General features: G+C 69.4%; 13 protein-coding genes. 5 read left to right on the top strand and 8 right to left on the bottom strand.

What is annotated here, in order from left to right:
* Position 1: 1 nt before the first annotated feature.
* The 3 genes from ABT297_RS36730 to ABT297_RS36720 all read right to left on the bottom strand — a co-directional run bounded on the left by ABT297_RS36730 (position 2) and on the right by ABT297_RS36720 (position 2,544).
* Positions 2–286, bottom strand: coding sequence for a sulfurtransferase TusA family protein (locus tag ABT297_RS36730; RefSeq protein ID WP_350557152.1), 285 nt, complete (start codon positions 284–286; stop codon positions 2–4).
* Complete coding sequence (locus tag ABT297_RS36725) at positions 283–978, bottom strand: ArsR/SmtB family transcription factor (RefSeq protein ID WP_350557150.1); 696 nt, start codon at positions 976–978, stop codon at positions 283–285. The genes ABT297_RS36730 and ABT297_RS36725 overlap by 4 nt, the downstream gene beginning before the upstream one ends.
* 309 nt (positions 979–1,287) lie before the next feature.
* A complete protein-coding gene (locus ABT297_RS36720; RefSeq protein ID WP_350557149.1) occupies positions 1,288–2,544 on the bottom strand; it encodes a DUF5996 family protein in 1,257 nt (418 codons plus the stop codon).
* Positions 2,545–2,733: 189 nt separating this feature from the next.
* On the opposite strand from ABT297_RS36720, the gene ABT297_RS36715 reads away from it, so the two are divergent.
* The gene (locus tag ABT297_RS36715; protein ID WP_350557148.1) at positions 2,734–3,825 is read left to right on the top strand and encodes a glycoside hydrolase family 19 protein; all 1,092 of its coding nucleotides are present in this window, start codon (positions 2,734–2,736) and stop codon (positions 3,823–3,825) included.
* A 69-nt stretch (positions 3,826–3,894) separates the two neighbouring features.
* Entirely contained in the window at positions 3,895–4,380 is a 486-nt protein-coding gene (locus tag ABT297_RS36710; RefSeq protein ID WP_350557146.1) for a hypothetical protein, read from the top strand.
* 249 nt (positions 4,381–4,629) lie between these two features.
* Here ABT297_RS36710 and ABT297_RS36705 read toward each other — a convergent pair whose 3' ends face one another.
* The 4 genes from ABT297_RS36705 to ABT297_RS36690 all read right to left on the bottom strand — a co-directional run bounded on the left by ABT297_RS36705 (position 4,630) and on the right by ABT297_RS36690 (position 8,487).
* Positions 4,630–4,869 carry a TrfB-related DNA-binding protein gene (locus ABT297_RS36705; RefSeq protein ID WP_350557144.1) on the bottom strand — a complete coding sequence of 80 codons (240 nt, stop codon included), beginning with the start codon at positions 4,867–4,869 and terminating at the stop codon, positions 4,630–4,632.
* 363 nt (positions 4,870–5,232) lie between these two features.
* Complete coding sequence (locus tag ABT297_RS36700) at positions 5,233–5,679, bottom strand: ankyrin repeat domain-containing protein (RefSeq protein ID WP_350557143.1); 447 nt, start codon at positions 5,677–5,679, stop codon at positions 5,233–5,235.
* 1,478 nt (positions 5,680–7,157) lie between these two features.
* Positions 7,158–7,484 (bottom strand): hypothetical protein, encoded by a 327-nt coding sequence (locus tag ABT297_RS36695; protein ID WP_350557142.1) that lies wholly within the window; start codon positions 7,482–7,484, stop codon positions 7,158–7,160.
* A gap of 520 nt (positions 7,485–8,004) precedes the next feature.
* On the bottom strand, positions 8,005–8,487 hold the full coding sequence (locus ABT297_RS36690) for a cupin domain-containing protein (RefSeq protein WP_350557141.1): 483 nt from the start codon (positions 8,485–8,487) through the stop codon (positions 8,005–8,007).
* A 69-nt stretch (positions 8,488–8,556) separates the two neighbouring features.
* Here ABT297_RS36690 and ABT297_RS36685 point away from each other — a divergent pair, with 69 nt between their 5' ends.
* A complete protein-coding gene (locus ABT297_RS36685) occupies positions 8,557–10,119 on the top strand; it encodes a bifunctional lysylphosphatidylglycerol flippase/synthetase MprF (RefSeq protein ID WP_350557140.1) in 1,563 nt (520 codons plus the stop codon).
* On the opposite strand, the gene ABT297_RS36680 is transcribed toward ABT297_RS36685, so the two are convergent.
* Positions 10,062–10,493, bottom strand: coding sequence for a winged helix-turn-helix transcriptional regulator (locus tag ABT297_RS36680; RefSeq protein WP_350557138.1), 432 nt, complete (start codon positions 10,491–10,493; stop codon positions 10,062–10,064). The two genes, ABT297_RS36685 and ABT297_RS36680, sit on opposite strands and share 58 nt — an antisense overlap.
* 163 nt (positions 10,494–10,656) lie before the next feature.
* On the opposite strand from ABT297_RS36680, the gene ABT297_RS36675 reads away from it, so the two are divergent.
* Together ABT297_RS36675 and ABT297_RS36670 are read left to right on the top strand one after the other, a co-directional pair.
* Complete coding sequence (locus ABT297_RS36675; protein WP_350557136.1) at positions 10,657–11,214, top strand: NADPH-dependent FMN reductase; 558 nt, start codon at positions 10,657–10,659, stop codon at positions 11,212–11,214.
* Positions 11,215–11,323: 109 nt separating this feature from the next.
* The coding region (locus ABT297_RS36670) for a dolichyl-phosphate-mannose--protein mannosyltransferase (protein WP_350557135.1) at positions 11,324–12,508 on the top strand (1,185 nt) is incomplete at its 3' end.

Genomic DNA, 12,508 nt, shown 5'->3' with positions numbered 1-12,508 from the left:
GTCAGGTGTGCCACGGCCTGGCCGGGTCGACCCGGCGCGCGCCGGCCGTGGTGCGCAGTGCGTAGGTGGGCGGGCCGGGGTCGGGGAGCTGACCGAGGTAGTCGTGGCCGGTGAGGTGGCACCAGGCGGGCAGGTCGAGCGGTGCGGCCGGGTCGGTGGCGATGACGTGCACGACGGTGCCCGGCGCGAGATCCTGGATGGCGCGGCGCAGCCGGAGCAGCAGGGTCACGCACAGCAGGCCGGTGCCGTCGACGGTGAGACCTGCCGAGTGCGGACTGCTGGTCACGGGTGTTCGCCGGCGGTGATGGGGAGGTTGGCCAGGCGCCATTCGAGCATGCCGTCGTTGAGGCGGATGGCTCGGCGTCCGTGGTTGGTGAGGAGTCGTACGGCGTTGTAGGCGAAGACGCAGTATTCGCCGCGGCAGTACACGATGATCTCGAGGTGTTCGGGGAGTTCGGTGATGCGTTGGGCGAGTTCGTCGACGGGGATGGAGATGGCGCCGGGGATGTGTCCGGCCAGGTATTCGTCGAGGGGGCGGACGTCGAGGAGTAGCAGGCTGCCGGTGTTGGCGCGGGTCTGGAGTTGGTCGCGGGTGATCTCGGGTGCGCTGTCGGGGCCGAGGTAGGCGGTTCGGGCGGCGGGGACGTTGGTCTGGTGTTGTTCGGCGACTTTGCGCAGGAGTGCGAGTAGTTCGGCGACGTCGTGGCCGGCGAGGCGGTAGTGGATGCGGACGCCGTCGCGGCGGGTGGCGACGAAGCCGGTCTGTTTGAGGGTTTGTAGGTGGGCGGAGGCGGTGGTGAGGTTCAGGCCTGTTGCTTTGGCTAGGGCGTCGACGGTGCGTTCGCCTTGGGCGAGCACGTCGAGCAGTTCGAGGCGTTTGCCGCTGGACAGGGCCTTCCCGCTGAACGCGAACGCGTCGTACAACCGCGCCTTCGCTACCGCCTCGGTCTCCGACACCCTGGTCCTCCAGAAATCCATGTAATGACCGTATTATCAATCATCCCCCTTGCTTGTGACGTTCGGTGCCGGGCGGGTGGTCGTTCTCGACCTGGGTGTCCGGCGCTGGGGCTGGCCTTGGCCGGGATCGGGCGGTTGCCGAAGGTCGGCCCCGGCGACCTGGTCCTGGTGCCCGGACCGCGGCTACGCGAGCCGGACCCGGGACGGGAGCTGGTGTCGGAGCCGGTGGTGGATTGGCTGCGAGCGGCGTACAGCTCCGGATCGCGGCTGTTTGCGGCCGTGTGGGGACCGGGGCGCTGTTTGCGGCCGTGTGGGGAACGCGGCGAGCGCTCAGATGGCCGACATCGCCCGGCGATGGCTCGGCGGCGTTGGCGGCGTCCATTCGAGCACTTCGCGCGGCCAACGCTGGAGCCGGGCACCGGTTTCGTACGTGGTCTGGGCGAAGTCGAGGATCGCCTGGCGCGGGTCGTCGGCCCGCCGGACGTCCTCGTAGCTCAGCACGAACTCGCCGAGGCCGGCGTCGAAGCGCGCCGCTGCTGGGCTGACCGGCTGGTCGCGGACCCCCGGCGGCTCCGGATAGGTGTAGGAGTAGAAGATCGGCTGCTCGACGCGCATACCGTTGAGCCAGGTGCCGCCGGGCCAGAAGCCGAGCGAGCTCTGCTCGGCGGTGTAGCTGAACCGCGTGATCGTGTCGGCGTTCGGCGGCGGGTCGGTGGGTCGGCCGGAGTACCGCGTCGTGGCGAGGTCGAACGAGCCCCAGTAGAACTGGACCGGGCTGGCCTTGCCGGTGAAGCGGGCCCGGAACTCGTCCAAGACCCCCTCGACCTGGCACAGGACGTGCCAGTACCGCTCGACCTGGGCCGGGTCGTAGGTCGCATGCACGGTGTCCTCGTCGAAGGGGATCGGATCCGCCACCTCCACCGGCTGGGTCCAGATCGGCACGTGCAGCCCCAGGCCGTCGAGCGCCGCCATCGTGTCGTGATAGAAGTCGCGCACGGGCCGGCCCAGCTCGACGGTGCGCCGCTCGCCGCCGTCGGTGTCGATGTGCAGCACGTGGTCGACGAGGTCGAGGTCCATCTCGAAGGTACGTGCGCCGTGCGGGAGAGCCGCCGTCCGCAGGCCCCTGGCGTACAGCTCCAGGGCGACCTGCCACCAGTGGTTCGTCATGGGCCGCAACGCCAGCGAGATCTTTCCCATGATCTGGGTGTACATGTGCAGCGTGTCGTAGGTGGGCTCCCAATCGGCGACCGGGAGGGCCACCCACTGCTGCCGCTGATTGCTCATCTCCGCCCCCAGGCGTCGCGGCGTCGGTCGGTTCCGCGCTTGCTGCCCGAAACGGACCCGATCATGCGCCGGCGAGTGGTCGATCAGGCCGGCGGCGTGGAGGTCCCGCACGAGCGATGTGCTGCCGATGATCGACAGATCCATGCCCGGCTGGGCCTTCAGGCGGGCCACCGTCTTGGTGGCCGCGTTCATGCGCGTGGTGACGGGTTTGCCGTCGGTCAAGCGTCCCCATGCGGTGATGAAGTCCTGCCAGGCGCGGCGGCCGAACAGCATGTCCCCCGGCTTGGTCAGGGCCTTGCCCATCTCGCGGCCCAGCACCTCGTCGGCCCCGCACGACGCCGTCGAGGGTGATCCACGTGAAGGACTGCTGGCGAGATCGGCAGGTGCCCATCAGGTAACACACTTTACAAAATAAAAAGTTTTGTTTACAAATAGACATGGATGGCAATCCATGTGACGACCGCCAGCGCTCACGGGAGAGGTAACTACCCCATGCTCAAGAAACGACTACTCGCGTTCGTGGCCGCAGCGGGCCTCGCGGTCGCCGCCGCCGCGGCCGCGACCCTGCCGGTGACCGCCGCCGAAGCGGCCGCCGCCTGCGCACCGGCCTATGCCGACAGCACCGTGTACACCGGCGGCATGCAGGCGTCGTACAACGGTCACAACTGGACCGCCAAGTGGTGGACGCAGCACGAGGCGCCCAGCACCGGTGGAACCGGCGTGTGGGCCGACAACGGTAGTTGCGGCAACGGCAGCGGTGGGGGCGGCAGCACGGGCTCGTGCAACTACCCGAACTGGGTGGCCGGCCAGTTCTACGCGACCGGTGCCGTCGTGCGGTACAGCAACGGCCTGTACTACCAGGCGACCCATGACAATCCCGGATACGACCCGACGGTCAGCACGTGGTACTGGTCGCCGTACTCCTGCGGCAGTGGAGGCGGCGGCAATACCGGCGGCGGATCGTCGAGCGGCTTCGTCGTCAGCGAGGCCCAGTTCAACCAGATGTTCCCGAGCCGGAACTCGTTCTACACCTACGCCGGGCTGACCAGCGCGATGGCGAAGTACCCCGCGTTCGCCACGACCGGCAGCGACACGGTGAAGCGACAGGAGGCCGCGGCGTTCCTGGCCAATGTCAGCCACGAAACCGGCGGTCTGGTGTACATCAACGAGATCAACACCGCCGCCTGGCCGAACTACTGCGACCGGAGCCAGCCGTACGGGTGCCCCGCCGGCCAGTCGGCGTACCATGGCCGCGGCCCGATCCAGCTGAGCTGGAACTTCAACTACAAGGCGGCGGGCGACGCGCTCGGCGTCGACCTGTTGAACAACCCGGAGCTGGTGGGGACGAACGCGTCGATATCCTGGCAGACCGGGCTGTGGTACTGGATGACCGGTGCGGGCAGCGCGGGCACGACATCGCACAACGCGATGGTGAACGGGCAGGGCTTCGGCACCACGATCCGGGCGATCAACGGCATCGAGTGCAACGGCGGGAACCCCGGACAGGTGCAGAGCCGGGTGAACCTCTACAACCGGTTCGTCGGGATCCTAGGCGTGCCCGCGGGCGGCAACCTGACCTGCTGACGGGGACGAGCACCGTCATCGACGGACCGGTCACGCCCAGCGCGACCGGTCCGTCGGTAGGGTCGCCCGGTGACCGTATACGACGTGGCCGCGAAGTTGCCACCGATCGATGTGCTGCGTGACCGCTGCAAGGCTCTCGCGGTGCTGGAGCGCATCATCGACAGTATTGAGCCGTACTACGCCTACACCAAGCATTGGGGTGACGACGAGGCGGCGCTGATGAGCAACGGCAGCGGCGACCAATGGGCCATCGTGTTCACCGCGGAGGGCGCCTTCATCCGGGTGTTCAACCACGAGTCCGCGATGACGCCGTACCGCGACCCGGACCGTGAACTGTGGTCCGGTCTGCTCGACGGTATCCCCCCGATCTTCGGTCCGCAGGTCGAAGAGCCGGCGTTCGGCGATGGAGAGGGACATTTCCTCGCCACCGCGGTGCTCTGGCGGCGCACCGGGGACGATCGCTGGCACGCTGGAGAAAGCATTGTCTTCCCACCGCCACCAGGTTCTCGGGTCGGGTGCGCCGCAAGCGCTCAGCCACCTCGGCCGCTGCGGTGATGTGCGACAGCGTGGCGCCGGGGTTGCTGTCCCACAGTTCGGGCGAGAACCAGACCTCCAGGTCCAGTGCCAGAGCGGCCTCGGCGGCGAAGCGGAGCCGGTCGATGTCGCGACCGCAGATCTTGACAGCATTGCAGTGCAGGTCGTCCCGGATGATTTGCAACTCGCGGCGTACCACCGCGGGATCGAAGACGGGGCGCCAGTTGATCCAGAGCACCCTGCCTGCGTCGTAGAGAACACCCTTGCGCCTCATCGCCGCGGCCTTTCGGCGCCAGCCTCGACCATCTTCTGGATGGCCTGGCGGGTCACACCCAGTTCTCGTGCGATGTCCGACTGGGACAGGCCCTTGGCCAGCAGTGCCTCGATCAGCTGTCGTCGCTCGCGGGCCAGTTCCCGCGCGATGCGGGCATGCTCGACGGCCGCGGCCCGCACCTCCTTGAGTTTGTTGATGAGGTCCGCGTGCGTCTGAGATTCGCCATCGTCCTTCACGCCGACATGGTGACAACCCCAGGTTGTCATCGTCAACCAGGGGTTGTCATGAGCTCGCCTGGCCAGTGTCGGATGCGGTCGGCGAGGAGCTGCGGTTGGGGCCATCCGTCGCCCGGAGCTGCGCAAGGTGCTTACCCCGCATGATCCACTCCGATATCGACGGCAACATCGCGTTCCACCGGGCGGCCGCGCACCCCGGCGACGCTACTACGGTCAAGCTTGAGGTGCCCGGAACCTCCGGACACGTCCCCAAGTAGCTAGCGACGATTCGGTGCGACGAGCGCCGTCGAGCAGTGTTGGCCGGCGTCCGCGCATGCGGCTGACGCGGCACAGCGGCCAGCGGCGGCCGTCACGTCCGTACGCCTATCCTGCGGCGCGCTCCGTAGGTCGCGGCGAGGGTGTCATGCCAGCGGCGCGTAGGAGTTCGACGGTGCTGCGATGCCCGCCGATGTCGGCCCACTCGGCGGCCGTGTGCCCGTGCCCGTCGTCCTCCCGCAAGTTCGGGTCAGCGCCGCCGGTCAACAGCTCCCGCACCGTGGCGGCGTGCCCCCAGCAAGCAGCACCGCACAGCGGTAACCCTTCCTCGCCCGTACCGCTTTCCAGGTTCGGATCCGCCCCGGCCGCCAGCAACACTCGGACGTTGTCCGCCATGTCCTGCACGCTGGCCCGGTACAGCGGCGTAGTCCCGCCGCGGTCGGGCATGTTCGGATCGGCGCCAGCCCGCAACAGCGCAGCCACCTGCTTGGCATCGGCCCAGCCTGCCGCCTCCAGCAGGTACTGCTGCAGCTTCTTGCGCCGGCGCAGCTTCACGCCACCCATTGTGGAGGAACCGGCCCGGCGGGGCTGTCCCTCGGTTCCGGCAGATCCGGTACTGCTCGTCAAAGGCCCACCCACCTCACGTCAGCCCGCTTTCACGGCCGGGCACCAGGCCCGGTATCCGGCCGGTTATGCGACAGCCGCCGGTTGGAGGACCGGCGTTGCTTACGCTCGCTGCCGCTTTCCCGTCGCCTTTCGGCCACCGGCATTCGCTTCTTGGGCGTCCTGTTCCCGCCCGGGAATCCAGCTCCCCTCACGGTCGGCTTGCCGATCACGCCCCAGGCGGGCATGGCCGGACCCAGACGGGGTTTCCACGTTCCGCTCGCATGAGATACGGCCGGGTCGGGTGTCGTCTCTACCCCCGGGGCCAACGGTGTTCCACACGACCGCGGCGCATACACGGTCGCCGTCTGCCGCCTCACAGCGGCCAGGCCCTACCACCCCAGCGATACCAACCGACCCGGGATGTCAGATTGACGAGGCATCAACGACGATTCAGCGTCATTCACCCTTTCGGCCTTCCCCTCGCCGGTGACCCCCGGTCGGAGCGGGCGTCCTTGGGCTTTCCCCTGAGCTTCGCACCCAGCCGTTACCAGCTACGCACGTCAGGGCGGGGGCGGTCTGGAACACTGACCGAAGTCACGTCCTCGGCATCACGCCGAACCTCCAATCGACGAACTTAATCATATCGAGCGACAATGTGTCGCACTGCGCGTATCTGTCGCCGTGAGCGCGCGGCGGCTGGCCGGTGCTCGTCGCAGACGGTGACTGACTCGGCGAGGCCAAGGCTTCCTGTCCTGCCGATGTGCGCGTTGCGTGGGCCATCGCCATTGTCGAGATATTTAAGAATCGGCAGCGGCGGTCCACAAGTACAGCGGTTGCTTGTTCCCGGCTTGTGGAGCATTCGGCGGAAGTTCCGCCCGGCCGCGGGCGGCATTGCCGAAAGGCGGTCGCGATGCACCGGTAGCCGTGTATTTCCGCCAGCCATTCGATGCGTTGCCGGGCCGGCGGGCCGGCGCGGCTGTGGCGTGGACGCGCGACGACGCTTCGGTACAGCACCTGGCCGCCCGTCGCCGCCCACCTGTCGGAGTGCGGGATCGCAGTCGTTTGCCGCGGTGCTGTTCGCGGGACGTTGTGCCTGGTCAGGAGGCGTGACAGGCGGAGGTGGCAAGGGCGGCACCGGCCCCTGCACCGATCCGCCGCGCTGGTCGCTGACCGCCGGCGGAGTGGCACCGCGGACACGGCGGAGCTTCTCGGCGTGACGTCTGGCAAGGCCCCATTCCCGATGCCGCGCATGCTCCCGGCGGAACTGCTCCTTCGCCGGAGAATAACGACGTGACCTGGTGGGGTCACGCATGGCAGCCAACTCCGCCCTTGAAAACAATCCCAGCTGCCGCATACATATGATTATCCCGGAACCCGACCGAAACCACCGCCCCGAACGGCAGTCCATAATGTCAAATGGTGCACGCTCATGCCGCGGACAACGCGCGGTCGCTGCCAATCCTCGCATGACAACCCCCGGCTAAAACTACGTTCGGTGACCTACAGACAGCGAGGCGTTTGGGTAACTGCCCGGCGGTGATCGGCTCCGTCCGCGGCCGGCCTGGGAACAGCCACGGTGATGCGGCACGTTCTGTGCCGGTCCGCTGGGCGATCAGGGCGGTCAGGAGGGCGGCCATTGGCTGCGGCAGGTCGATCGGCGCGGTGCCGAAGACGAGGCGCGCCCCGTCTGACGTCATGACGATCTGGTCGCGGCGTAAGGTGCTGATGCTGCTGACGGTCTGGGCGTACAGCACGACGAGCAGGCCGGCGACGCGGTCCTCAACAGCCGGAGCTGGCGTGCCTGGGCCCAATGCCGGTCGTGGTCGATGCGGCTGCCGGGCCCTGCCCACTGCTGGACCGCGAGCACTACGGCGGTCAGCCGTTGACGGTGCGCCCAGCGCAGGAAGGCGCCATAGGCCACCTGACCTCCGGCAAGCCAGCGGTCAACGTCGGCGTCGCACGGGTCGGCCAAGGTGCGGCAGGACTCGTGCAGGGCGCCAAGTACGGCAACCGCTGCCTCTACGCGGTCGCGCAGTGTCTTGGCCTGGCCGGCGCTCACGGGGCTTGTCGGCGGAGGTGCGTCTCCGCAGACGGCGCCGGTGGTGCCAGAAGGCGTACCGGTGCACGATGCGGCGCTGCTCCGGATCAGTGATGGCGTCGACGGTGGCGTGCAGCCATTGCTGCCGGCACGGGGCTGAAGACGCAGCCGACCCTTGCGGGAGATGGATACTGTGCCGCCGCGAGCCCGCGCAGCAGCGCCTGGGCTGCGGGGCGTCAGGTCAGCCAGTGGTTGTCGTGGTCGCGGTAGAACGCTGCGCGTTCCTCCTCGTCCATCTGGGCGACCCGGACCAGCCCCTCGAAATAGCCCTCTCGGGGCGCGCCCGGCGAGAAGTGCAGCAGCATCGACGCCGGGGCGCCGGATTTGTTCTTGAAGGCGTGGATACCGCCGGCCGGGACGTGCACGTAGTCTCCGGGCTCGGCGTCGACCCAGCGCCCGCCGTCATAGATTCGCATCGTGCCCGACAGGATGTAGAAGGACTCCGCTATCGACCGGTGGAAGTGCGGTTCCGGCCCGGTCACCTCGGGGCCGCACTCCCATCGGTACAGACCGAACAGGCCGCCGGTCGACGCGCCGGTGGACAGATAGTGCACCCGGGTGCCGTTCGGATAGACGAGCTCCGGTGCGGTGCCGTCCGGGCGGTAGGTTGCGCTGATCTCGCCCGTTGCGCCGTCGTACAGCGGAGGAGGATACGTCATGCCCCAATGATGCACGGCGTGGTGGATCTCGCATCGAGATATTGGCCTGTCAGGGGCGATGATTGTGGGGTGAGGCGGGCGAGTGCGTGGGCGGCGGCACCGCTGTTGGTGGCCACCGCGCTGGCGCTCGGGCACGAGGATGGCGCCTGGGTTCCGGGCGGTGCCCTGCCGGCGGTGGATCGGATTCCGCTCGCGATCATCTTGCTGCTGCTCGCGCACGGGCTGGTCGGGCGCCGGCGGCTTGCGTTGCGGGTCACCCTGGCGCTCGCCGTCGTCGCCGCGGTGGTGCCGCCGATGCATTGGCAACGGCTGGTCCTGCCCGTCGCGGCCGCCGTCATCCTGGTGCCTGATCGCGGCAACTACTCCGTGCGCGCGGACTCGCAGCGGTTGCGGGCCGCGGTTGCGATCGTGGCGGTCGCGCTCGTCATAACGCTGGGTGACGTTCTGTGGGTATCGGCCCGGCATGGGGAGTCGCTGCGGCGCACCGCCTACGCCTTCCTGCCCTTCTCGCCGTCCGTTTCGGACCAATCCGCCCACGTCCTGGTCCTGGTGGTCCTCGCCGCCGTGGTCGCCGCCCTGGCCGTGTCGCTGGCGGCGGCGCCCTCGCCGCCGCCGTCGGGCGAGACGGACCGGGCCCGGGTGCGTGACCTGGTCCAAGACCCGAGCGCGGGAAGCCTCGCCCCGTTCGTCACGCGCACCGACCGCACCTACGTGTTCAGCCCCGGCGGCGAGGCTGCGATCGGCTATCGGGTGCGCTTCGGGGTCGCCCTGGCCGGCGGCGACCCGGTCGGCTCCGCTCCGGCCGAGGCGATCGCCGCGTTCGTGGCGGTCTGCGCACAGCACGGCTGGCGGCCCGCGGTGCTCGGCGCCGACGCGGCAGCAACCGGCGAACTCTGGCGCCGGGCAGGCGTGCGCCGCGCGGTCGAGATCGGCGACGAGGCGGTCCTGGACGTGGCCACGTTTTCGCTGGCCACGCGCCGGATGCGCAATGTTCGCCAGGCGGCCCGCCGGGCCGACAACTCGGGCGTACAGGTGCGGATCGGAGCCCTTGACGCGGACCTCGCGCCACTGCTGCAGGAGGTCCTGAAGGACTGGCTGCACGGCCGTCGCGAGCGGGGCTTCGCGATGAACCTCGACGCGATCCTCACGCCGCGCACCGACGCCGTCTACGCCGTGGCCCGCGACGCCACCGGCAGGCCGATGGCGTTCGCCCGCTTCCTCGTGGCCGCGGGCGGCCGGGTCCTCACCCTCGACGTGGCCCCGCGCCGGCGCGACGCTCCGAACGGCGTGGTCGAGCGCATGATCGTCGCAGTGGTCGAGTACGCGCGAAGCGCCGGCGCGACCGAGGTGACGCTGAACTTCGCCGGCATGCGCCGCGTGTACAGCGGGGAGGTCCGCGGTGCACGGCTCGTTCAGGTGCCATTGCATGCCTTGGACCGGTGGATCGAGCTCCGATCGCTGTATCTGTTCACCGGCAAGTTCCACCCCCGCTGGCGACCCCGCCAGCTGCGCCTGCGTTCCTGGTGGGAGCTGATACCGGTCGCCGCCGCCGCGCTGAGCGCCGAATTCAGCGCCTACTCGAGCCCGGCAGCCGAGTCACCGGAAGCGACCGACGCCCCGGCCACCTCATAGTGGCGCACGCCGCCGGCGCGGTTGCGCAGCACGCTGTGGCCGTGCTCGTCCACCCAGCGGACCAGCCCGTCGATCGGGTCCAGCAGCGTGCGGCCGAGCGGCGTCAGCTCGTACTCCACCCGCGGCGGCACCTCGGCGTGCACGGTTCGCGAGACGAGCCCGTCGCGCTCCAGGTCGCGCAGCGTCTTGGTCAGCACGCGGTGCGAGATGCCGGCGACGGTGCGTTGCACGGTGGTGAACCGCTGGGGCCCGCCGACGAGCGCGGACACCACCGCGAGGCTCCACTTGTCGCCGATGGTGCTCAGCAGACCCCGCAGCACCGCGCGCAGCGTCTCGTCATCACACACAGCGGGGGCGCTGGATTCGGTGGTCATGTCCCCGTCCTCTCGCCACACGCACCTCAAGGTGCGTACCGCACTATTTAGTGCGGATGGCCGACCCGGAATCAACCATCCTGCGGCGCTGCTCACATGCATCGGATGGCTCGATCGCCATCGGTGTGACGACACCACACGCACCATCGTAAGGAGTTCCAGCGTGACAAGCATCGCCATCGTCGTCGGCAGCGTGCGGCCGGGCCGGTACAGCCGGCCCGTGGCCGAGTGGGTGCTGGCCGAGGCGGCCAAGCGGGACGACGCCAAGTTCGAGATCCTGGACCTGGCCGACTTCCCGCTGCCGCACCTCGACGAGCCGCTGCCGGCGTCGGCCGGTCAGTACGCCAACGACCACACCAAGGCGTGGTCGGAGGCGGTCGCCCGCTTCGACGGGTTCGTGTTCGTGACTCCGGAGTACAACCACTCGACCTCCGGCGTGCTGAAGAACGCCCTGGACTACCTGTACGCGGAGTGGAACAACAAGGCCGCCGGGTTCGTCAGCTACGGGGTGGCCGGCGGCGTGCGGGCGGTCGAGCACCTGCGGCTCGTCGGCGCCGAGCTGCAGCTGGCCACGGTGCGCTCGCAGGTAGCGCTGTCGCTGTACACCGACTACGAGAACTTCGTGACGCTCAACCCGGCCGCGCACCAGTACGACGCGCTCACCGCGCTGTTCGACCAGCTGGTGGCGTGGTCGGACGCGCTGGCCCACCTACGCAAGTGAACCACCGGGGCCCGGCGGCCGCAGCGTCGCCGGGCCCCGCCCAGCGGCACCGGCCGCCCGCGCGCCGTGCGGGCAGCACCGGTCCGGACACGCCGCATACCATCAGGCGATGATCTCAGCCGGATCGACCGAAGCCGTGGTGCCGGAACTCGTTCGCCGGCGGCTCGCGGGGCCGGGACGCTTCCCGCCGGAGCTGTGGCTCACCGCCATCCTGGTCGCCGGCGTCGGGCTGGTGCTGCGCCTCGTGAACCTCGCGCATCCGCGGGACGTCATCTTCGACGAGGTGTACTACGCCAACGAGGCATGGGACCTGCTGCAGCGCGGGGTGGAGTGGAACCCGGAGGAGGGCACGCCGCAATACGTGGTCCATCCGCCGCTGGGCAAGTGGATGATCGGGCTGGGGGAGCAGCTCTTCGGGTACAACTCCTTCGGCTGGCGGATCGCGGCGGTGACGGTCGGCACGGCCTCGATCCTGCTGATCACGCTGGCCGCGTGGCGGCTGTTCCGCTCGACCGTCCTGGCCGGCGCGGCGGGGCTGCTGATGGCGCTGGACGGCATGCACTTCGTGCTGTCCCGCGTCGCGCTGCTGGACGTGTTCCTGATGTTCTGGATCGTCGTCGCGTTCTTCTTCCTGGTGCTCGACCGCGAGCAGCGCCGCCGCCGGTGGCTGGCGTTGCTTGCGGCCGGCGCCGATCCGGACCGGCGGCCGCGGCAGGGCTTTCCGTGGTACCGCATCCTCTGCGCCGTGTCGCTCGGCCTGGCCTGCGGCGTCAAGTGGAGCGGCCTGTGGTACCTCGTCCTGTTCGCGGTCGCCGCCGCGGTCTTCGACATGGGCGCGCGGCGCAGCGCCGGCGTGCGGCGCTGGGTCGCCGAGAGCATCCCCGCGGGCGTCGGCTGGTGCCTGGCGTTCGCCGGTGTCGCGCTGGTGACCTACCTGGCCACCTGGGCCGGTTGGTTCGCCTCCGGCGACGGCTATTTCCGCCATTGGTACGCCGAGACGCACGCCCTGCCGCACGACCGCCTCATCGACCCGCTGGTGAACCTGTTCCACTACCACAAGGAGGCGTACGGCTTCCACACCAAGCTGGACTCGTCGCACCCGTACCAGTCCTGGCCCTGGCAGTGGCTGCTGCTGGGCCGCCCCGTGCTGTTCTACTCGGTCCAGGCCGGCTCGTGCGGCGCGGAGGCCTGCTACGAGCAGATCCTGCTGCTCGGCACGCCGCTGCTGTGGTGGTCGTTCCTGCCGGCGCTCGTGGCGCTCGGCTGGCTCGGGTTCGCCCGCCGCGACGGCCGC

Origin of the sequence: Dactylosporangium sp. NPDC000555, from assembly GCF_040300025.1 — a bacterium.
GTDB lineage: Bacteria > Actinomycetota > Actinomycetes > Mycobacteriales > Micromonosporaceae > Dactylosporangium.
Note: the sequence above shows the minus strand (reverse complement) of the source record. Positions and strands in the feature narration are given on the sequence as shown.

Coding starts and splice junctions, on each gene's coding strand:
- ABT297_RS36725 (WP_350557150.1), bottom strand. CDS start 978: ATGGATTTCTGGAGGACCAGGGTGTCGGAGACCGAGGCGGTAGCGAAG.
- ABT297_RS36720 (WP_350557149.1), bottom strand. CDS start 2,544: ATGGGCAAGGCCCTGACCAAGCCGGGGGACATGCTGTTCGGCCGCCGC.
- ABT297_RS36715 (WP_350557148.1), top strand. CDS start 2,734: ATGCTCAAGAAACGACTACTCGCGTTCGTGGCCGCAGCGGGCCTCGCG.
- ABT297_RS36690 (WP_350557141.1), bottom strand. CDS start 8,487: ATGACGTATCCTCCTCCGCTGTACGACGGCGCAACGGGCGAGATCAGC.
- ABT297_RS36680 (WP_350557138.1), bottom strand. CDS start 10,493: ATGACCACCGAATCCAGCGCCCCCGCTGTGTGTGATGACGAGACGCTG.